Source organism: Erythrobacter sp. NE805 (assembly GCF_046452355.1).
Classification (GTDB): domain Bacteria; phylum Pseudomonadota; class Alphaproteobacteria; order Sphingomonadales; family Sphingomonadaceae; genus Erythrobacter.
Window position 1 is genome coordinate 195633 of the sequence record NZ_JBKFDI010000002.1, and the last position, 16357, is coordinate 211989.

The window sequence follows — 16357 nt, forward strand, 5'->3', positions numbered from 1 at the left end:
GACAAATCGTCAGTCGAAGGAAAGACCCCGGCGCGGGGCGGTGCGGTTCCAGCGGTTGACCATCATCAACAGGCCGATGCAGATCATGTTGGTCATCATCGACGAGCCCCCGTGGCTCATCCACGGCAGCGGGATGCCCTTGGCTGGCGCCATGCCCATGACCATCAAGAGGTTGATCGCGATGTAGAAGAAGATCGTCGCGGTCGCCCCGGCGGCGAGCAGCGCGCAGAAGCGGTCCTGCGCCTCGGTCGCGACCTTCCAGCCCCAGCGCAGGATCAGCGCATACATGGCGAGCACGAACAGCCCGCCCATCAGCCCCCATTCCTCGGCCATCGAGGCGAAGACGAAGTCGGTGTGCGGCTCGGGCAGGTAGTTGAGGTGGCTCTGGGTGCCATTGTTGAAGCCCTTGCCGAAAATCCCGCCCGAGCCGATCGCGATCTTCGACTGGGCGATGTGGTAGCCCGCGCCCAAGGGATCGTTCTCGGGATCGAGGAAGGTCGTGATCCGCGCGCGCTGGTAATCGTGGAGGAGGAAGAAATAGACCACCGGGATCGCCGCCACGCCGGCGCCGGCGGCGGTCAGGAACCACCACAGGGGCAGCCCGGCGAGGAACATCACCACCACGCCCCCGAAGGCGATCGCGATCGAGGTGCCGAGGTCGGGCTGGAGCAGCACGAGCGCGATCGGCAGGACGATCAGCATCCCCGAGGGCAGGACAGAGCGCCACGAGCCGATCATCCCCGAGGGCAGCGTCTCGTAGAACCGCGCCATCGCCAGCACCACCGCGGGCTTCATCAACTCGGACGGCTGGATGCGAAAGCCGCCCAAGTCGAGCCAGCGCTGGCTCCCGCCGCCGACCTGGCCGACGATCTCGACCGCGAGCAGCATCAGCAGCACCACGGTGTAGGCGGGATAGGTGAGCATCCGCACCGCATCGCGCGGCAGCGAGGCGATCACCGCGGCCATCACCGAGAAGACGAGGAAGCGGATGAAGTGCGGGAGGGCGAAGGGCATCATCGCCCCGCCGCCCGCCGAGTAGAGCACGAGGCCGCCGAAGCCGGTGAGCAGCACCAGCGGGATCAGCATCTCCCAGGGCAGCCGGGCGATCGGCTCGGGGACGATCCCGCTGCGGGCGGTGAGCGTGCTCATGGGTTGATTTCCGGGGCAGGGGCGGTTGGCGGTGCGGGCGCGGGGGAGGCCGGTGCGGGGACGGGAGCGGCGGGCGGGGCGGCCGAGGGGTTCGCCTCAGGCCGCGGGGCGATCACCTGGTCGGCGATCGCGTCGGTCTGGGTGGCGGCGCGGCGCGCCTCGGCCTCGACGCGGTCGAAGATCTCCTCCTCGCGCCGCGGCGGGCGGCTGACGCTCGCCCCGCGCGCGGCGGCATAGGCGGCATAGCGCGCCTCGAGCCGCTGCTGCGCGGTGCCGCCCCACTGCGCCTCGAGCGCGGCGAGCGCCTCCAGCCCCTTCGCGGGATCGAACAGGAAGGTCATCACATCGCGCGCGATCGGGTAGGCCGCGCCCGACCCGCCGCCGTGCTCGATCACCACCGCCCCGGCGTAGCGCGGGTTGTCATAGGGGGCGAAGAAGATGAACAACCCGTGGTCGCGGTACTTCCACGGCCCCGACTTGCCGTTGGAGATCGACAGCGAGACGACCTGCGCGGTGCCCGTCTTGCCGGCGATCAGCACGTTCTCGACAGGCAGCCGCGCGCGGCCGGCGGTGCCCGGGCCGTTGACCACGTCGCTCATCGCCTTGCGGACGTATTGGACCTGCTCGAGCGGGAAGTCGATGTCGTCGAAGCCCTTGGGCGGGGTCCCGAGCGTCAGGCGCGGCATCACGTGGTGCCCGGTGGCGATGCGCGAGGCCATCACCGCGAGCTGCAGGGGGCTCGCCAGCATGTAGCCCTGGCCGATGGTGGCGTTGACCGTGTCGAAGGTCTGCCACTCGCGGCCCCACTTCTTCATCTTCCACGCGGGATCGGGGACGGTGCCGTAGAACTGGCTGGTGACCGGCAACGGGAATTCCTGCCCGAGCCCGCAGCGCCGCGCCATGTCGGCGATCGGGTCCATGCCGATGCGCTGCGCCATCGCGTAGAAATAGACGTCGCAGCTCTGGTAGATGCCCTTGGCCATGTTGGTCGTGCCGTGCCCGCGGCGGTTCCAGCAGCCGAACACGCGGTTGCCGACCCTGAGGCCGCCGGCGCAATGTACCGTCTCCTCCGGGTCGATCCCGGCCTTCATCAGCGCCATCGAGACCATCGGCTTGACGGTCGACCCGGGCGGGTAGAGCCCCTTCAGGACCTTGTTGCGCAGCGGCACCCGCTCGTCGTCGCGCAGCATCGCGTATTCCACCCCGCCGATCCCGTCGGAGAAGGAATTCGGATCGAAGCTCGGCATCGAGGCCATGCACAGGAGGTCGCCGGTGCGGCAGTCCATGATGACCACCGAGCCGCTCTCGAGCCCGATGCGCCGCGCGGCATAGTCCTGCAAGGGCCCGTCGATGGTGAGCTTCACCGGCTGGCCCTGCACGTCCTCGCGCGTCTCGAGGTCGCGCACGATCCGGCCGCTGGCGGTCACTTCCACGCGCCGCGCGCCGGGGATGCCGCGCAGCTCCTTCTCGAACTGCTTCTCCACCCCGTCCTTGCCGATCTTGTAGCCCGGCGTGATGAGCAGCGGATTGGGGTCCTTCTCGTATTCGTCGGAAGAGGCCGGGCCGACATAGCCGATCAGGTGGCCGACGGTGCACCCGGTCGGGTAGAAGCGCGAGAAGCCGCGCTGCGGGACGACGCCGGGGAACTCGGGCAGGCGCACCGAGAGCGCCGCGAACTGCTCGTAGCGCAGGCTGCTCGCGACCTCGACGGGCTGGAAGCCGCGCGCGGCCGAGACCTTGTCCTTGATGTCGGCGATGCGCGCCGGTTCGAGCTGGAGGAGCTCGCCGAGCCGGTCGATGGTCCCCTCGGCATCCTCGAGCCGCTCGGGGATCAGGTCGACGCGGAAGTCGGCGCGGTTCGAGGCGAGCGGCGCGCCGTTGCGATCGAGAATCCAGCCCCGGCGCGGCGGGATCAGCGTGAGGTTGACGCGGTTGCTCTCGGATTCGAGCCGGTACTTCTCGTTCTCGGCGACCGAAAGATAGCCGAGGCGCAGCGCCAGCATCACCCCGATGGTGCCCTGGAAAGCGCCGATCACGACCGAGCGCCGCTCGAAACTGCTGCGCAGGATCGAGGCGCTGATCATCTTGGGGTTGCGTCCGGGCCGGTCGCCGAGGAACGGGATCTTCATCAGTCGAGCTTCCGCGCGCGGGCGAGCCGGAACCGGTCAAGCCCGGCCACCACGCGCGCGATTATCGGGTAGAGCAGCACCGACAGCAAGCCTTGCGGCAGCGCGACGGCGAGCATTTCCGGGGTCAGGCTCGCGCCCGAGACGATCAGCGCGGCGAGCCAGTAGACCACCGTGATGACCCCACCGGTGAACCAGTCCTGCCAGAAGCCGCGCCAGGGAAAGCGCGTCTCGATCACCTCGATCGCGATCATCGCCAGCGACCACAGCAGCACCGCGCTGCCGAAGGGCTGGCCGCTGAAGAGGTCGTCGAAGGCCCCGAGCGGCGCGCCCGCCCACAGCGGCATCAGGCCGGGGCGCACCATCCGCCATCCGAGCAGCATCAGGAAGCCGAAGGAGGGCGAAAGCGGCATGAGATCGGCGATCAGCAGCACCGGCAGCACCGAGCCCGCCATGATCGACAGGTAGGGCACGCTGCGCGCCCGCAGCGGCGAGGGCGCGCGGTTGATGCGCCGCCCGTAGATGTCCGAGCGTGCGCGGGGATCGAGCCGCTGCATCAGTCCAGCGTTTCGAGCGCGGGGGCGGGCGCCACGGGCTTCGGCGTCGCGGAGGGCGCCGCGCCCGGCGGCCGGCGCTCGGCCGCGGCGAGCGCCTCGAGGGCGGCGGGCTGGGCGATCGGTTCGATCGCGACGAAATTGGTCGCGCCGGGTTCCGCGACGAGCCGGCCGATCCCGCCGTCGGGGGTGAGCTTGGCGATCACCGCGACCGCGACGCCAGGGCGGTAGTAGCCGCCCGCGCCGCTCGTCACCACCGTGTCGCCGACCTTCAGCGGATTGACCCCGAGGTTGACGAGGCGGATGCGCAGCAATCCGTCGCCGCGCCCCTCGGCAAAGGCGATGACGTTGTCGCTCGCGCGGCGCACCGGCAGCACGCTCTCGCTGTCGGTGAGCAGCAGCACGCGCGCCGAGGACCGCCCGGTCTCGAGCACCCGGCCGATCACCCCGCGCTCGGAGAGCACCGGCATGCCGGGACGCACCCCGTCATTGGCGCCCGCGCTGATATAGGCATGGCGCCGCCCGCTGGTGGCGCTCGATCCGACGAGCCGCGCGAAGGCGACCGGCTTCGCGGTGCCCTCGCTGAGGCCGAGCAGGCCCTTGAGCCGCCGGTTCTCGGCTTTGACAGCCTCGGCCTCGGCGAGGCGGATGCGGGCGATCTCGACCTCGCGGCGCAGCTCGGCGTTCTGGCGTCCGGCGTTGAAGTAGCCCGCGATCCCGGCCAGCACCCCCTGCGAGGTCGAGCGGCCGACCGCGCTCGCCGTGCCGACCGGCGCGACGACGTCGGTCGCCGCGCCGCGCAACGGGGCGAAGGCGGCGGGCTGCCACAGCGAGAGCGCCAGCAATGCGAAGCCCAGCAGCGCTCCCGCCCCGGCCAGCAGGTAGCCGGTGAACAGCGAGTACTGCGCCTTCTTCGAAAAGCCCGAGCGGCGCGAAGAGGGGGGCGCCATGGCTTAGAGTCCCTTCTGGATCAGAGCGCCGCGGATCACGCGGTCATCAGCACGCCGCGATAGACCGGATCTTCCATCGCCCGGCCGGTGCCGATGGCGACGCAGGTGAGCGGGTCCTCGGCGACCGAGACGGGCAGGCCCGTCTCCTCGCGCAGGTGCTCGTCAAGCCGCCGGATCAAGGCACCGCCGCCGGTGAGCACTATGCCCTGGTCGACGATGTCCGCGGCGAGTTCGGGTGCGGTGTTCTCGAGCGCGATCCGCACCCCCTCGACGATCGCGCCGATCGGTTCCGACAGCGCCTCGGCGACGTGCGCCTGGTTGATGGTGATCTCCTTGGGCACGCCGTTGACGAGGTCGCGGCCCTTCAGGGTGATCGTCTCGCCGATCCCGTCCTCGGGGATCATGGCGATGCCGTAGTCCTTCTTGATGCGCTCGGCGGTGGCGTCGCCGATCAACAGGTTGTGGTGGCGGCGCACGTAGGAGACGATCGCCTCGTCCATCTTGTCGCCCCCGGTGCGCACCGAGGTGGTGTAGGCGAGACCGCGCAGCGAGAGCACCGCGACCTCGGTGGTGCCGCCGCCGATGTCGACGACCATGCTGCCGACCGGCTCGGTGACCGGCATGTCGGCGCCGATCGCGGCGGCCATCGGCTCGAGGATCAGGTGGACGTCCGAGGCGCCCGCATTCGAGGCCGCGTCGCGGATCGCGCGGCGTTCGACCGAGGTCGAGCCCGAGGGGACGCAGATCACGATCTCGGGATAGCGGAACATCGACTTCTTGCCATGCACCTTCTGGATGAAGTGCTTGATCATCTGCTCGGCGACCTCGATGTCGGCGATCACGCCGTCGCGTAAGGGGCGGATCGCCTCGATGGAGTCGGGGGTCTTGCCCATCATCATCTTCGCATCGTCGCCCACGGCCTTGACGCGGCGGATGCCGTTGATCGTCTCGATCGCCACCACCGAGGGCTCGTTGAGGACGATGCCCTGGTCCTGCACGTAGACCAGCGTGTTGGCGGTGCCGAGATCGATCGCCATGTTCTGCGAGCCGAACTTGAAGAGATTGGACAGGAAGCTCATGTGTGGTGGTGTTCCGGTAATGGCGGGCCCCGTCCGCGGACCGCTGTCGGGGGTGCGGCTGCGGGGGTTGTGGACCCGATTATGACATGACACCCGCGCGCCTAGCGAATCCGCGCGCAAAAGGCCAAAATATTTGTCCACGGCCGATCCGATTTTTGCCGGCCTTCCCCTCGAATTCGCATCGGCCCGGCGCTAGCGTGCCCGCCATGCCGCAAATCCGCCGCTTGCCCTCGGATCTCGTCAACCGCATCGCCGCGGGCGAGGTGGTCGAGCGCCCGGCGGCGGCATTGAAGGAGCTGGTCGAGAACGCGATCGACGCCGGCGCGCGGCGAATCGGCGTGGTGCTCGCGGACGGGGGTTTGCAGCGCATCGAGGTGGTCGACGACGGCTGCGGGATGGGCCCGGCAGCGATGGCGCTCGCGCTCGAGCGGCACGCGACCTCGAAGCTCCCCGAATCGCTGATCGGCGAGGGCGGGGCGATCGAGCTTGTGTCGACGCTCGGCTTCCGCGGCGAGGCGCTGCCGTCGATCGCCAGCGTCGCGCGCCTGACCATCGAGAGCCGCGAGGGTGCTGCCGCCGACGGGTGGCGCCGGGTGGTCGATCACGGCGCGCTGCTCGCCGACGAGCCCGCCGCGCTCCCGCCCGGCACGCGGGTCAGGGTCGAGGAGCTCTTCGCCAAGGTCCCCGCGCGCCGCAAGTTCCTGCGCTCGGCCCGCAGCGAATACGCCGCCTGCCTCGACGTGGTGCGCCGCCTCGCGATGGCGCGGCCCGATATCGCCTTCACGCTCGAGACGCTCGGCGAGGGGGCGAAGCGGACGGTGCTGTCCCTGCAAGCGGGCGAGGAACTCGCCACCCGCGTCGCCCGCATCATCGCGCACGAGCTCAAGGACAACTCGGTGCCCATCGAGCTCGAGCGCGACACGCCGCACGGGGTCATGCGCCTCACCGGTGTGGCGGGCCTGCCGACCTGGAACCGCGGCGTGGCCGACCACCAGTATCTGTTCGTCAACGGTCGGCCGGTGAAGGACCGCCTGCTGGTCGGCGCGGTGCGCGGCGCCTATGCCGACATGCTCGCGCGCGACCGCCACGCGGTGCTCGCGCTGTTCCTCGACCTGCCCCCGCAGGACGTCGACGTGAACGTCCACCCGGCCAAGACCGAGGTGCGCTTCCGCGATTCCGCGGGGGTGCGCGGGTTCATCGTCTCGGGATTGCGTCAGGCGCTGGCGACCGGCGACCGCAGGAGCGCGCAGGGGCCCGATCGCGCGGCGATGACGCGGTGGGTCAGCGAGCCTGTTCTGGAGCAGCCCGAGTTCCTCCCCTCCCGCCTGCGGGAGGGGCCGGGGGTGGGGGTGGGAATGACCCCGAGGCAACTCTGGCCGCCACAGGCCCACCCCAACCCCTCCCGCGAGCGGGAGGGGCTTATGCTGCGCGACGCCACGCTGGCATGGTCACAACCCCAGGGCCGCGCCGAGGAATCTGCGCCAGTCCCCTCCGAAGCCCGCGAGTACCCCCTCGGCATCGCCCGCGGGCAGGTCGCCAGCACCTATATCGTCGCCGAGGCGGCCGACGGCCTCGTGCTCGTCGACCAGCACGCCGCGCATGAGCGCCTCGTGCTCGAGCGCCTGCGCGCCGCGGGGGCGGCGGACGGTGTGCGCCGCTCGCAGGCGCTGCTCGTCCCCGATGTCGTCGAGATGGACGAGGTCGATTGCGACCGGCTCGAGGACGCCGCCGAGGGTCTCGCGCGCTACGGCCTCGTGATCGAGCGCTTCGGGCCCGCCGCGATGCTCGTGCGCGCGCTCCCCGCTGCGCTGCCGAAAGCGGACAGCACCGCCCTGCTGCGCGATCTTGCCGACGACATCGCCAAGCACGGCAAGCAGGAGGACTCGGGCGCGCTGCTGCTCGCCGAGCGACTCGAGCTGGTGCTGGCGACGATGGCCTGCCACGGCTCGGTGCGCGCCGGACGCACCCTCAGCGTCGCCGAGATGAACGCGCTGCTGCGCGAGATGGAAGCGACGCCGCGTTCCGGCCAGTGCAACCACGGACGGCCGACGTGGGTGAAGCTCAGCATGGAAGACGTCGAGAAGCTGTTCGGACGGCATTAGGGCCTCCTTCCATCTCGCCCGTCATCCCGGCGAAGGCCGGGAGCCAGAGCGGCAAGGGGAGGCTTGAAGGCGCTGGGTCCCGGCCTTCGCCGGGATGACGGCGTGATTACTTCAGCGCCGCCTTCACATCCGCCAGCTTCCCGTCCGCGTCAGGGTCCTCGGGCAGGCCGAGCACCGCGCGCAGCAACGCCGTCACCGCGACATTGTCGAACACCGGGAGCGTCGCTCCTCGCGCGAAGGCGGGCCCGCGGGCGATGAACAGCGCGAGCATTTCGGGGTCGGCATTGTCGTAGCCGTGCGCGCCGCCCCGGATCGGGTGGGGCGGGGTGCCTGCTCCGACCACCCAGCCCGGTTCGGCGATGCAGATGATCGCCGCCACGCGCGGGTTCCGGCCCCAGTGGAGCCGCTCTGGAAGGTTCTCCTTGCGCGCGCAGGTCATGTGCTCGTGCGGCACGAGCAACGCCTCGGCAACCCGGTCGTCGGTGCCGGTGACCGGCTCGATCGCCGCGTATGGTCCGCCTTCGACGAGGATGAAGCTCGCCGGATCGACGAAGTCCTCGAGCTTGATCCTGCGGCTCTCGTCGATCGCGCGCATCCCGTGATCGGCGACCACCACGAGATTGAGCCGCACGCCGAGCTTCGCCGCGCCGTCGACCAGCTCGCCGATCCGCGCATCGACCTCGGCGAGCGCGGCGTTCACCTCGGCGCTGTCGGGGCCGAAATCGTGACCGATGGTGTCGACCGTGTCGAAATAGAGCGTCGCGAAGGCCGGGCGCATGTCGGCGGGGCGGCGCAGCCAGTCGATGAGGGTGTTCACCCGCTGCACGTTGGAGAAGTTCTTGTCGTAGCGCAGCCAGTCGCTCGGCCGGCGCCCCTCGAAGGGCACTTCGCTCCCCGGCCAGAACATCGTCGCGCTGCGCAGGCCCGCCTTCTCGGCGGCGATCCAGATCGGCTCGGCCTCGCTCCACCAGAAGGGATCGAGCGCCTGCTTGTCGTTGCCGAGGCTGAACATCACCCCCGGGCGGCGCGGGTCGATCATGGAATTGCCGACGATGCCGTTGCGATCGGGGTGCTTGCCGGTGACGAGCGCGTAGTGGTTGGGGAAGGTCTTGGTCGGGAAGCTCGGCCGCATCGGCCCGGTGACGCCTTCCCTCGCCAGCGCCGCAAGCCGCGGGGTGATGCCGCGCGCGAGGTAGTCGGCGCGGAAGCCGTCGATGCTGACGAGCACGGTGACCGGGCGCTCCTTGGCGGCAAGCCCGCCGGGGAGGAGCAGGGCGGCGATGAGCAGGATCAGTCGCATGGCTGGGCCTTTACGCGCGAAAGATGGCAGGGCGGGAATGCGGGCGCTCAGACGTTGAACTTGAAGAGCAGCACGTCGCCGTCCTGCACGACGTATTCCTTGCCTTCCTGCCTGAGCTTGCCCGCTTCCTTCGCGCCCGCCTCGCCGCCCAAGGAGATGTAGTCCTCGTAGGCGATGGTCTCGGCGCGGATGAAGCCGCGTTCGAAGTCGGAGTGGATCTCGCCCGCCGCCTGCGGCGCCTTGGCGCCTGCCGGGAAGGTCCAGGCGCGCGCTTCCTTGGGGCCGGCGGTGAAGAAGGTCTTGAGCCCGAGGAGCTTGTATCCGGCGCGGATCACCCGGGCGAGGCCGCTTTCGGTGAGGCCGAGGGCTTCGAGGAATTCGCCGCGGTCCTCCTCGGGCATGGCGACGAGTTCGGCCTCGATTGCGGCGGAGACGACCACCGCCTCGGCACCCTCGGCGGCGGCCTTGGCGAAGACTTTCTCGGAGAGAGCATTGCCGGTCGCGGCGTCCTCCTCGGCGACGTTGCAGACGTAGAGCACCGGCTTGGCGGTGAGCAGCTGCGCCTGCTTGAACAGCCGCGCTTCCTCGTCGTCATTGGGGACGGTGAGGCGCGCGGGCTTGCCCTCGCGCAGCAGTTCGAGCGCCTGGCCGAGCACGCTCGCCATCGCCTTCGCCTCCTTGTCGCCCCCGGTCGCACGCTTGGCGGCGGCGGGAACGCGCTTCTCGAGGCTCTCGAGGTCCGAGAGCATCAGCTCGGTCTCGACCACTTCGGCATCGGCGATGGGATCGACCTTGTTGGCGACGTGCTGGATGTCGTCATCCTCGAAGCACCTCAAGACGTGGACGATCGCGTCGACCTCGCGGATGTTGCCGAGGAACTGGTTGCCGAGGCCCTCACCCTTGCTTGCGCCCTTCACGAGGCCGGCGATGTCGACGAAGCCCAATTGCGTCTCGATGATTTTGGCGCTCTTGGCGATCGCGGCGATCTTCTGGAGGCGCTCGTCGGGCACGGCGACCTGGCCGACATTGGGCTCGATGGTGCAGAAGGGATAGTTCGCCGCCTGCGCCGCCTGCGTCTCGGTGAGCGCATTGAACAGCGTGGACTTGCCGACATTCGGCAGGCCGACGATCCCGCAACGGAAACCCATGATGTGTTTTCTCTCGGATAGCTGGAAAGCGCCGCCCTTAGCGAGCGGGCGGGGCGCTGGCTAGAGGCGGATCAGGCGAGCCCCTGACGCTGGCGCCAGGCGGCGAGGGCGGCGGGGCTGCGCAGCCGGACGAGGTTGCCCCGGTAGCCCGCGAGCCTTGCCTCGGTGCGCTTGCGGGGGCCGGCTTTCCAGCGCGCGACATACCAGAAGAAGCCCGCGTCGAACCGCTCGGGACAACCCTCGGCCATGTCGGGACGGACCCGGCCGCGCATGGTCCAGACCCGCTTGGCGAGCCGCCACAGGCACAGGCGGATCGGGAAATCGAGATAGATGACCGTGTCCGCGCGCGCGAGGCGCGGGGCGAGAAGGCTACCATAATGCCCCTCGATCAGCCATCGGTCTTGCGCGACGAGCTCGCCGAGCCGCGCACCGAGCTCGGCATCTTCGGTTTCGACCCAGCCTTCCTTCCAGCCCAACTGGTCCATGTGGATAAGCGGCAGGCCGAGGCGGGGCGCAAGCCCCCGGGCGAGGGTGCTCTTGCCCGACCCGCAGGGGCCGATGATCATCACGCGGCGCATCCGCCGCGCCTCACCCCTGCATCCTGAGCGCGACATCGTTCATAAAGCGCACGTCGTCGCCCTTGGCGAGCCATTCGACCTCGGCACCCACTGCCCCCAGCATATCGGCCAGATCGTCCCCCTCGTCCTTGGCGAAGTTGCCGAGGACGTGGCCGGTCACCCGGTCCTTGTGCCCGGGATGGCCGATGCCGAGGCGGATGCGGCGGTAGTCGGGCGCGCCGAGGCTCGCGCAATGCTGGTCGATCGAGCGCAGGCCGTTGTGCCCCGCGTGCCCGCCGCCCTGCTTGACCTTGACCTTGAAGGGGGCAAGGTCGAGCTCGTCGTGGAACACGGTGAGCGCCTCGGTTCCGAGCTTGAAGAAGCGCAGCGCCTCGCCCACCGAGCGGCCGCTCTCGTTCATGAAGGTCGCGGGCTTCAGGAGCAGCACCTTCCGGCCGCCGATCCGCCCCTCCTGCACCCACCCGGAGAATTTGGTCTGCACGGGCCCGAAGGAATGCATCTCGGCGATCACGTCGACAGCCATGAAGCCGACATTGTGCCGGTGGAGCGCATAGCGCGGTCCGGGATTTCCGAGGCCGACCCAGATCTGCATGACGTCTCCCCTAGCTGCCCCCCGCACAAAACGAAACGCCGGACCCCTTGCGAGGCCCGGCGTCCGTTAGCCGTCACGTCGAAGGAGCGCTTATTCGCCTTCGGTCGTGGTGTCGCCTTCGCTGCTCTTGAGCGCCGAGGGGGCGACGAGCGTGGCGATGGTGAAGTCGCGGTCGGTGATCGCGCTGGCGACGCCCGCGGGCAGGGTCACGTCGCTGATGTGGATCGAATCGCCGACGTCCTTGCCGGTCACGTCGACATGGATCTCGTCGGGGATCGCGTCGCTTGCGCAGACCAGTTCGAGCTCGTGGCGCACGATGTTGAGCACGCCGCCCTTCTTGAGGCCGGGCGAGGCTTCCTCGTTGGTGAACACCACCGGGACCTGGACGGTGACCTGCGAATCCGCACCGAGGCGCAGGAAGTCGACATGGGTCGGACGGTCGGTCACCGGGTGGAAGGCGACGTCCTTGGGCAGGGTACGAACGGTCTTGCCGCCGATCTCGATGTTGACGATCGAGTTCATGAAGTGGCCGGTCATCAGCTGACGGACCAGTTCCTTCTGCTCGACGTGGATCAGGGTGGGTTCTTCCTTGCCGCCATAGATGACAGCAGGGGTCCGACCATCGCGGCGAAGTGCTCGGGAGGCTCCCTTGCCAGCCCGTTCGCGCGCTTCGGCCGGCAGCGTCAGAGTCTCGCTCATACGGATGCCTTTCGAATGCGTGTTGAAGTTCAGTCACACGGCGCAACCGCCTCCAGGGATGTCCGGAAGCGCCGAAGCGCGGCCCCTTAGAGAGTGAATGCCCGGTTGGCAACCGGTTTGGCCGTCAGGTGAGCCGCCGCAGCCGGTAGCCTTTCGCCTGAAGCAGCGCGGCGAGCCCCTCGGGGCCGACGAGATGCGCCGCGCCGACGGCCACGAGCGGGCGCTTGCCCTCGGCAAGCAGCGCCGCGACCGCCTCGGCCCAGCGGCGGTTGCGCGCCGTGAGCAGCGCCTCGCGCAGGCTCGGGTCGGCGAGGATTCCCTCGCGGGTCGACGCCGCGATCGCCGCTGCGTCGCCCGCGATCCAGGCGCGCTGGAGCCGCTCGGGATCGCGCGCGGGATCGGTGCCCTCGCGAACCACCGCGGCGAGCATCGCGCGCTGCTGCGGCTCGGGCAGGCGGTCGAAGATCGCGAGCTGCCCGGCCGCGCCCTCGAGTTCGCGCACCGGGCGGCCTGCGAAGTCGGCGATCAGCGCGCGGTCGACGCCCTCGGCAGGGTCGCCCGCGGCATCGACGCGGGCGAGGGCGAGCGCGGCGGCCCAGGTCTCGGTGCCATCGAAGCGGTCGGGGGCAAAGCCGCCGCGGTCCATCAGCGCGGCGAGCGGGGCGGCGAGGTCGGGCGGGACGCGCGCCGCGAGCGGAGGGAGGCCGGGGCTCGCGGCGAGCCCCGCGAAGGTCCGCGCCAGCGCCGCCTCGTCGGCAAGGCCCTCGACCTCGACGACGAGAAGGTCGGCCGCGCCCAGGACGCGGCCGACCTCGGGGGTTCGCCACCCGGTGCCCGGGGGCAGGGCGTGGATCGTGCCGAGCAGCCAGCCCTTGGGCGTGCCGTCGGCGGCGGCGATCTCGTAGAGCAGCGGGTTGGCGGGCTCTCCCGGGCCACCCCCGCCGGGCGCATCGCTGCACCCGGCGAGCATCAGCAGGAGGAGCGGGGCGAGGAGCGCGGCAACCCACCGCATCGCCCCCGCCCCGGAAGGCTGCCCGGTCACTTGACCCGGCTGACCTTGATGCCCTTCTGCTTCAGGTAGTCCTGCACGCTCTTGGGCCCGGCGAGGTGGCCGGCGCCGACCGCGATGAACACCGTGCCGGGCTGGGCGAGGCGGGTCTTGATCCAGTCGGCCCAGTTGGCGTTGCGGTTGTAGAGCAGCGCCTCGGCGACCTTGGGGTCGTCCATGCCCTCGTTCATCACCGCGGCGAGCCCCTCGGCATCGCCTTCGCCCCATTCGGCGACCATGCGGTCGAGCGTCGGCTTGGTCTGGTCGATGTTGCTCGCGGCATCGACCATGAAGGCGACCTGCGCGTCCTGCGGCATCCCGTCGAAGATGCCGAGCTGGAACTCGGCGGTCTCGAGCGCGCCCTTGGCCTTGTCGGGAACCTTGGCGAGCAGCACCTTCTCGACGCCGCTATTGGGGTCATAGCCCTCGAGCGTGAGCGGCAGGATCGACATGGTAAGGCCGACCAGCCAGGGCTTCATCGGGTCGAAATTGGCGGCGAGCGCGTCGGCGGGGTTGGGGACGAGGCCCTTGGCCTTGGCGTCCTCGTACTGCGCCCTCGCCTCGGCCGGGGCGGCGGCGAGCTGCTGGGCCTCGATCTTGCCGCCGAGCTTGCCGAGGGCCGCGGCGTATTGCGCCTTCTGCTCGTCGTTGAGCAGCGAGCGCAGCGTGGTGCCCTCGGGCAGCTTGCCGCGGGTCACGGCGAGCTGTTGCATCGCGGCCTCGCTCGCCGGGTCCATCGGGATCTCGGTGACGAGGATGTCCGAGCCCTCGAGCGCGGACCGGATGGTGGTGTCGTACCACTCGATGCCCTGGGGCAGGACGTGGACCGTGCCGAACAGGTAGATGGTGGTGTCCTTGTCGGCGACCTTCCACAGCGCCGGGCCCTTGGGCTTGGCGGCAGTGGCGGTGGCGGCGGCCTCGGCCTTGGCCGGCTTGGCGGTCTCGGCAAGGGCGGGGCTCCCGGCGAGGAGCGCGAGGCTCGAGGCGGCGGCGATGAACAGCGCGGCGGGTTTCATGGAGGCAGGTTCCTTTCGTAGGGGAGGGTTGGAAGGGTCAGGCACAGGTCAGAGACGCCAGCGGGCGTAGAGGAAGGAAAGGATCATCGAGACATAGGCGATCGCGAACATCCCAAAGGCGTGCGGGGCCGGCACGAAGCCGCCGGCGTGGAGCACCGCCCAGACCGGGTAGCCGGAGATCACCGACAGGCACCCGCCGGTGAAGGCGATGAGGTTCCGCTCGCGCTTGTAGTCGTCGATCAGGCGGAAGCCGTAGAGCGGCAGGGCGAGCAGCGCGGCGAGGAAGCCGAGCGCGAGTGCCAGCGCAAGCGGCGCGGGGAGGCGCATCGCCGCGAAGTCGCCGAGGAAGGAGCTGCCTTCGCTCTGATCGAAGAAGCCGGTGAGGCCGCCGAGCACGCCGCCCAGCACCACCGCCACCGCGAGGTAGATCCATTGCCGGCGCAACCGCTGGCGGGTTCGCGCCTCGCCGGGGCCGAGCGGGCGGGCCTTGTCGTCGGGGATCATGCGGGTTCTCCGTCGTCGAAAATGTCCTCGATCGCCATGTCGAACAGGCGGGCGATGCGGAAGGCAAGAGGGAGGGAAGGGTCGTGCTTGCCGGTCTCGATGGCATTGACCGCCTGGCGCGAGACATCGAGCCGCCCGGCGAGCTCCGCCTGGCTCCAGTCGCGTTCGGCGCGCAGGACCTTGAGACGGTTCTTCACGGGCGTCACAGGCCGAGGAGATCGGCGAGCCGGGCGATCAGCGTGCCGGCGCCGAAGCCGCTCAGGAGCAGGACCGCGAAGACGATCACGCGCTTCACGCCGGGGCTGGGTTCGAAGGTCACCATGGGGATTCTCCGTCAGGTTGACCCGACTCGCTGTCAGGTGTCCCTGACCTTATGTCGCGATTCGCTGACTATGTCAAGAAGACCTGACTTCGTGTCATGCGAGGCTGACCAGGGCTATTGCACCCGCTCGACCGTGAGGCCCTCCTTCTCGAGCATCAGCGGCACCGAATCCGGGCCCTCCAGATGCGCCGCGCCGACCGCCAGCAGGAGCTTGCCGGGGCGCTTCATCCGCTCGGCGAGCCAGCCCGTCCAGGCGCGGTTGCGGTCGACGAGGATCGCCTTGTAGAAGGCCTTCTCGAAGGGATCGTCGGACATCTCGGCGATGTCTGCCTCGGCCATCCTGCCGCGCGCCCAGCTGTGCTCGTCCGACCAGTCGGCCTCGGCCGAGCTCACCAGCGCGCAGCCGTCCCACAGGTCGAGCTCGGCGTCGAGCATCGCCACGATCTGCCCCTCGTCGATGGCGAGCAGGCTTTCCATCACCGCCACCGGGTCCTCGATCGCCCCCACCGGACGGCCGCTGTCGCGGAACTCCTTCTCGATCACCGTTTCGACGCCGAAATCCGCGAGGCTCCCTTCGGCGACATTGTGGATCGCGGAGAGGGTGAACATCGCGATCACCGGGGGGAGCTTGTCGGCCTCGGCGGGCTCGATCCCGGCGAGCGTCATGATCCGCGCGAGCTTCGCCCGGTTGCGCGGGGCGACCCGCTCCGAGAGCGGCACCGAGGCGGCATAGCGCGCCATCAGGTCGAGGAAGCGCTGGTCCTCGGCCGAGGTCTCGCCTTCGGGCGGGGCAAGCTCCTCGTCGCGGGATTCGAATACCACCTCCTCGGCCTCGGCGGCGACCTTGTCGAACAGCGCGGTGCGCCAGCGGAACCCCTCGGGCAGAACGTGGATGGTGCCGAAGATGTGGATCGTGGTGTCGGCGTCCGAGAGCTTCCACAGCGCGGGCGCGATCGTGTAGTCCTGCCGCGGGGCGCGCTGGATCTCGACCCCGTGGAAGCCGTCGTGGCGCACCGGGCATTCCGTGCGTAGCGGCGCGGACGCCGCCTCTACCGCAGGCGCGGCGGCAAGCGGCACAGCACACAGCCCGAGCGCCGCCGCGAGCGAAATCCGTGTCGAAACTCCCTTCATGCCCGCCCCTGCGCTCGTCCGATTCTTCCCCGTATTTCAATGCTGACGCCTCGGCGGGG

General features: G+C 69.9%; 16 protein-coding genes. 1 reads left to right on the plus strand and 15 read right to left on the minus strand.

What is annotated here, in order from left to right:
* Window positions 1-9: 9 nt before the first annotated feature.
* From rodA to ACLBKU_RS08930, 5 genes are read right to left on the minus strand one after another with little or no spacing between them, the layout of a single operon-like run.
* A complete protein-coding gene (gene rodA / locus ACLBKU_RS08910; RefSeq protein ID WP_410179197.1) occupies window positions 10-1149 on the minus strand; it encodes a rod shape-determining protein RodA in 1140 nt (379 codons plus the stop codon).
* A complete protein-coding gene (gene mrdA / locus ACLBKU_RS08915; RefSeq protein WP_410179198.1) occupies window positions 1146-3278 on the minus strand; it encodes a penicillin-binding protein 2 in 2133 nt (710 codons plus the stop codon). Before mrdA ends, rodA begins: the two co-directional genes overlap by 4 nt.
* The gene (locus tag ACLBKU_RS08920; RefSeq protein WP_410179199.1) at window positions 3278-3832 is read right to left on the minus strand and encodes a rod shape-determining protein MreD; all 555 of its coding nucleotides are present in this window, start codon (window positions 3830-3832) and stop codon (window positions 3278-3280) included. The genes mrdA and ACLBKU_RS08920 overlap by 1 nt, the downstream gene beginning before the upstream one ends.
* Complete coding sequence (gene mreC / locus ACLBKU_RS08925; RefSeq protein WP_410179200.1) at window positions 3832-4779, minus strand: rod shape-determining protein MreC; 948 nt, start codon at window positions 4777-4779, stop codon at window positions 3832-3834. The genes ACLBKU_RS08920 and mreC overlap by 1 nt, the downstream gene beginning before the upstream one ends.
* 35 nt (window positions 4780-4814) lie before the next feature.
* Window positions 4815-5858, minus strand: a complete 1044-nt coding sequence (locus tag ACLBKU_RS08930; protein WP_410179201.1) for a rod shape-determining protein — start codon at window positions 5856-5858, stop codon at window positions 4815-4817.
* 206 nt (window positions 5859-6064) lie between these two features.
* On the opposite strand from ACLBKU_RS08930, the gene mutL reads away from it, so the two are divergent.
* Window positions 6065-7960: a DNA mismatch repair endonuclease MutL gene (gene mutL / locus ACLBKU_RS08935; RefSeq protein WP_410179202.1), complete on the plus strand. Its 1896-nt coding sequence runs from the start codon at window positions 6065-6067 to the stop codon at window positions 7958-7960.
* A 106-nt stretch (window positions 7961-8066) separates the two neighbouring features.
* Here the strand turns inward: mutL and ACLBKU_RS08940 are convergent, their stop codons facing one another.
* From ACLBKU_RS08940 to ACLBKU_RS08985, 10 genes are all read right to left on the minus strand, one after another.
* On the minus strand, window positions 8067-9260 hold the full coding sequence (locus ACLBKU_RS08940) for an ectonucleotide pyrophosphatase/phosphodiesterase (RefSeq protein ID WP_410179203.1): 1194 nt from the start codon (window positions 9258-9260) through the stop codon (window positions 8067-8069).
* 47 nt (window positions 9261-9307) lie between these two features.
* Window positions 9308-10408, minus strand: coding sequence for a redox-regulated ATPase YchF (gene ychF / locus ACLBKU_RS08945; protein ID WP_410179204.1), 1101 nt, complete (start codon window positions 10406-10408; stop codon window positions 9308-9310).
* A 71-nt stretch (window positions 10409-10479) separates the two neighbouring features.
* Entirely contained in the window at window positions 10480-10986 is a 507-nt protein-coding gene (locus ACLBKU_RS08950) for an AAA family ATPase (protein WP_410179205.1), read from the minus strand.
* A 10-nt stretch (window positions 10987-10996) separates the two neighbouring features.
* A complete protein-coding gene (gene pth, locus ACLBKU_RS08955; protein WP_410179206.1) occupies window positions 10997-11578 on the minus strand; it encodes an aminoacyl-tRNA hydrolase in 582 nt (193 codons plus the stop codon).
* A 90-nt stretch (window positions 11579-11668) separates the two neighbouring features.
* On the minus strand, window positions 11669-12277 hold the full coding sequence (locus ACLBKU_RS08960; protein WP_410179207.1) for a 50S ribosomal protein L25/general stress protein Ctc: 609 nt from the start codon (window positions 12275-12277) through the stop codon (window positions 11669-11671).
* Window positions 12278-12401: 124 nt separating this feature from the next.
* Window positions 12402-13289 (minus strand): TraB/GumN family protein, encoded by an 888-nt coding sequence (locus ACLBKU_RS08965; protein ID WP_410179208.1) that lies wholly within the window; start codon window positions 13287-13289, stop codon window positions 12402-12404.
* A 26-nt stretch (window positions 13290-13315) separates the two neighbouring features.
* Complete coding sequence (locus ACLBKU_RS08970; RefSeq protein ID WP_410179209.1) at window positions 13316-14341, minus strand: TraB/GumN family protein; 1026 nt, start codon at window positions 14339-14341, stop codon at window positions 13316-13318.
* A 48-nt stretch (window positions 14342-14389) separates the two neighbouring features.
* Complete coding sequence (locus tag ACLBKU_RS08975; protein WP_410179210.1) at window positions 14390-14845, minus strand: hypothetical protein; 456 nt, start codon at window positions 14843-14845, stop codon at window positions 14390-14392.
* On the minus strand, window positions 14842-15042 hold the full coding sequence (locus ACLBKU_RS08980) for a helix-turn-helix transcriptional regulator (protein WP_410179211.1): 201 nt from the start codon (window positions 15040-15042) through the stop codon (window positions 14842-14844). The genes ACLBKU_RS08975 and ACLBKU_RS08980 overlap by 4 nt, the downstream gene beginning before the upstream one ends.
* A gap of 239 nt (window positions 15043-15281) precedes the next feature.
* The gene (locus tag ACLBKU_RS08985) at window positions 15282-16298 is read right to left on the minus strand and encodes a TraB/GumN family protein (protein WP_410179212.1); all 1017 of its coding nucleotides are present in this window, start codon (window positions 16296-16298) and stop codon (window positions 15282-15284) included.
* Between the last annotated feature and the right edge of the window lie 59 nt (window positions 16299-16357).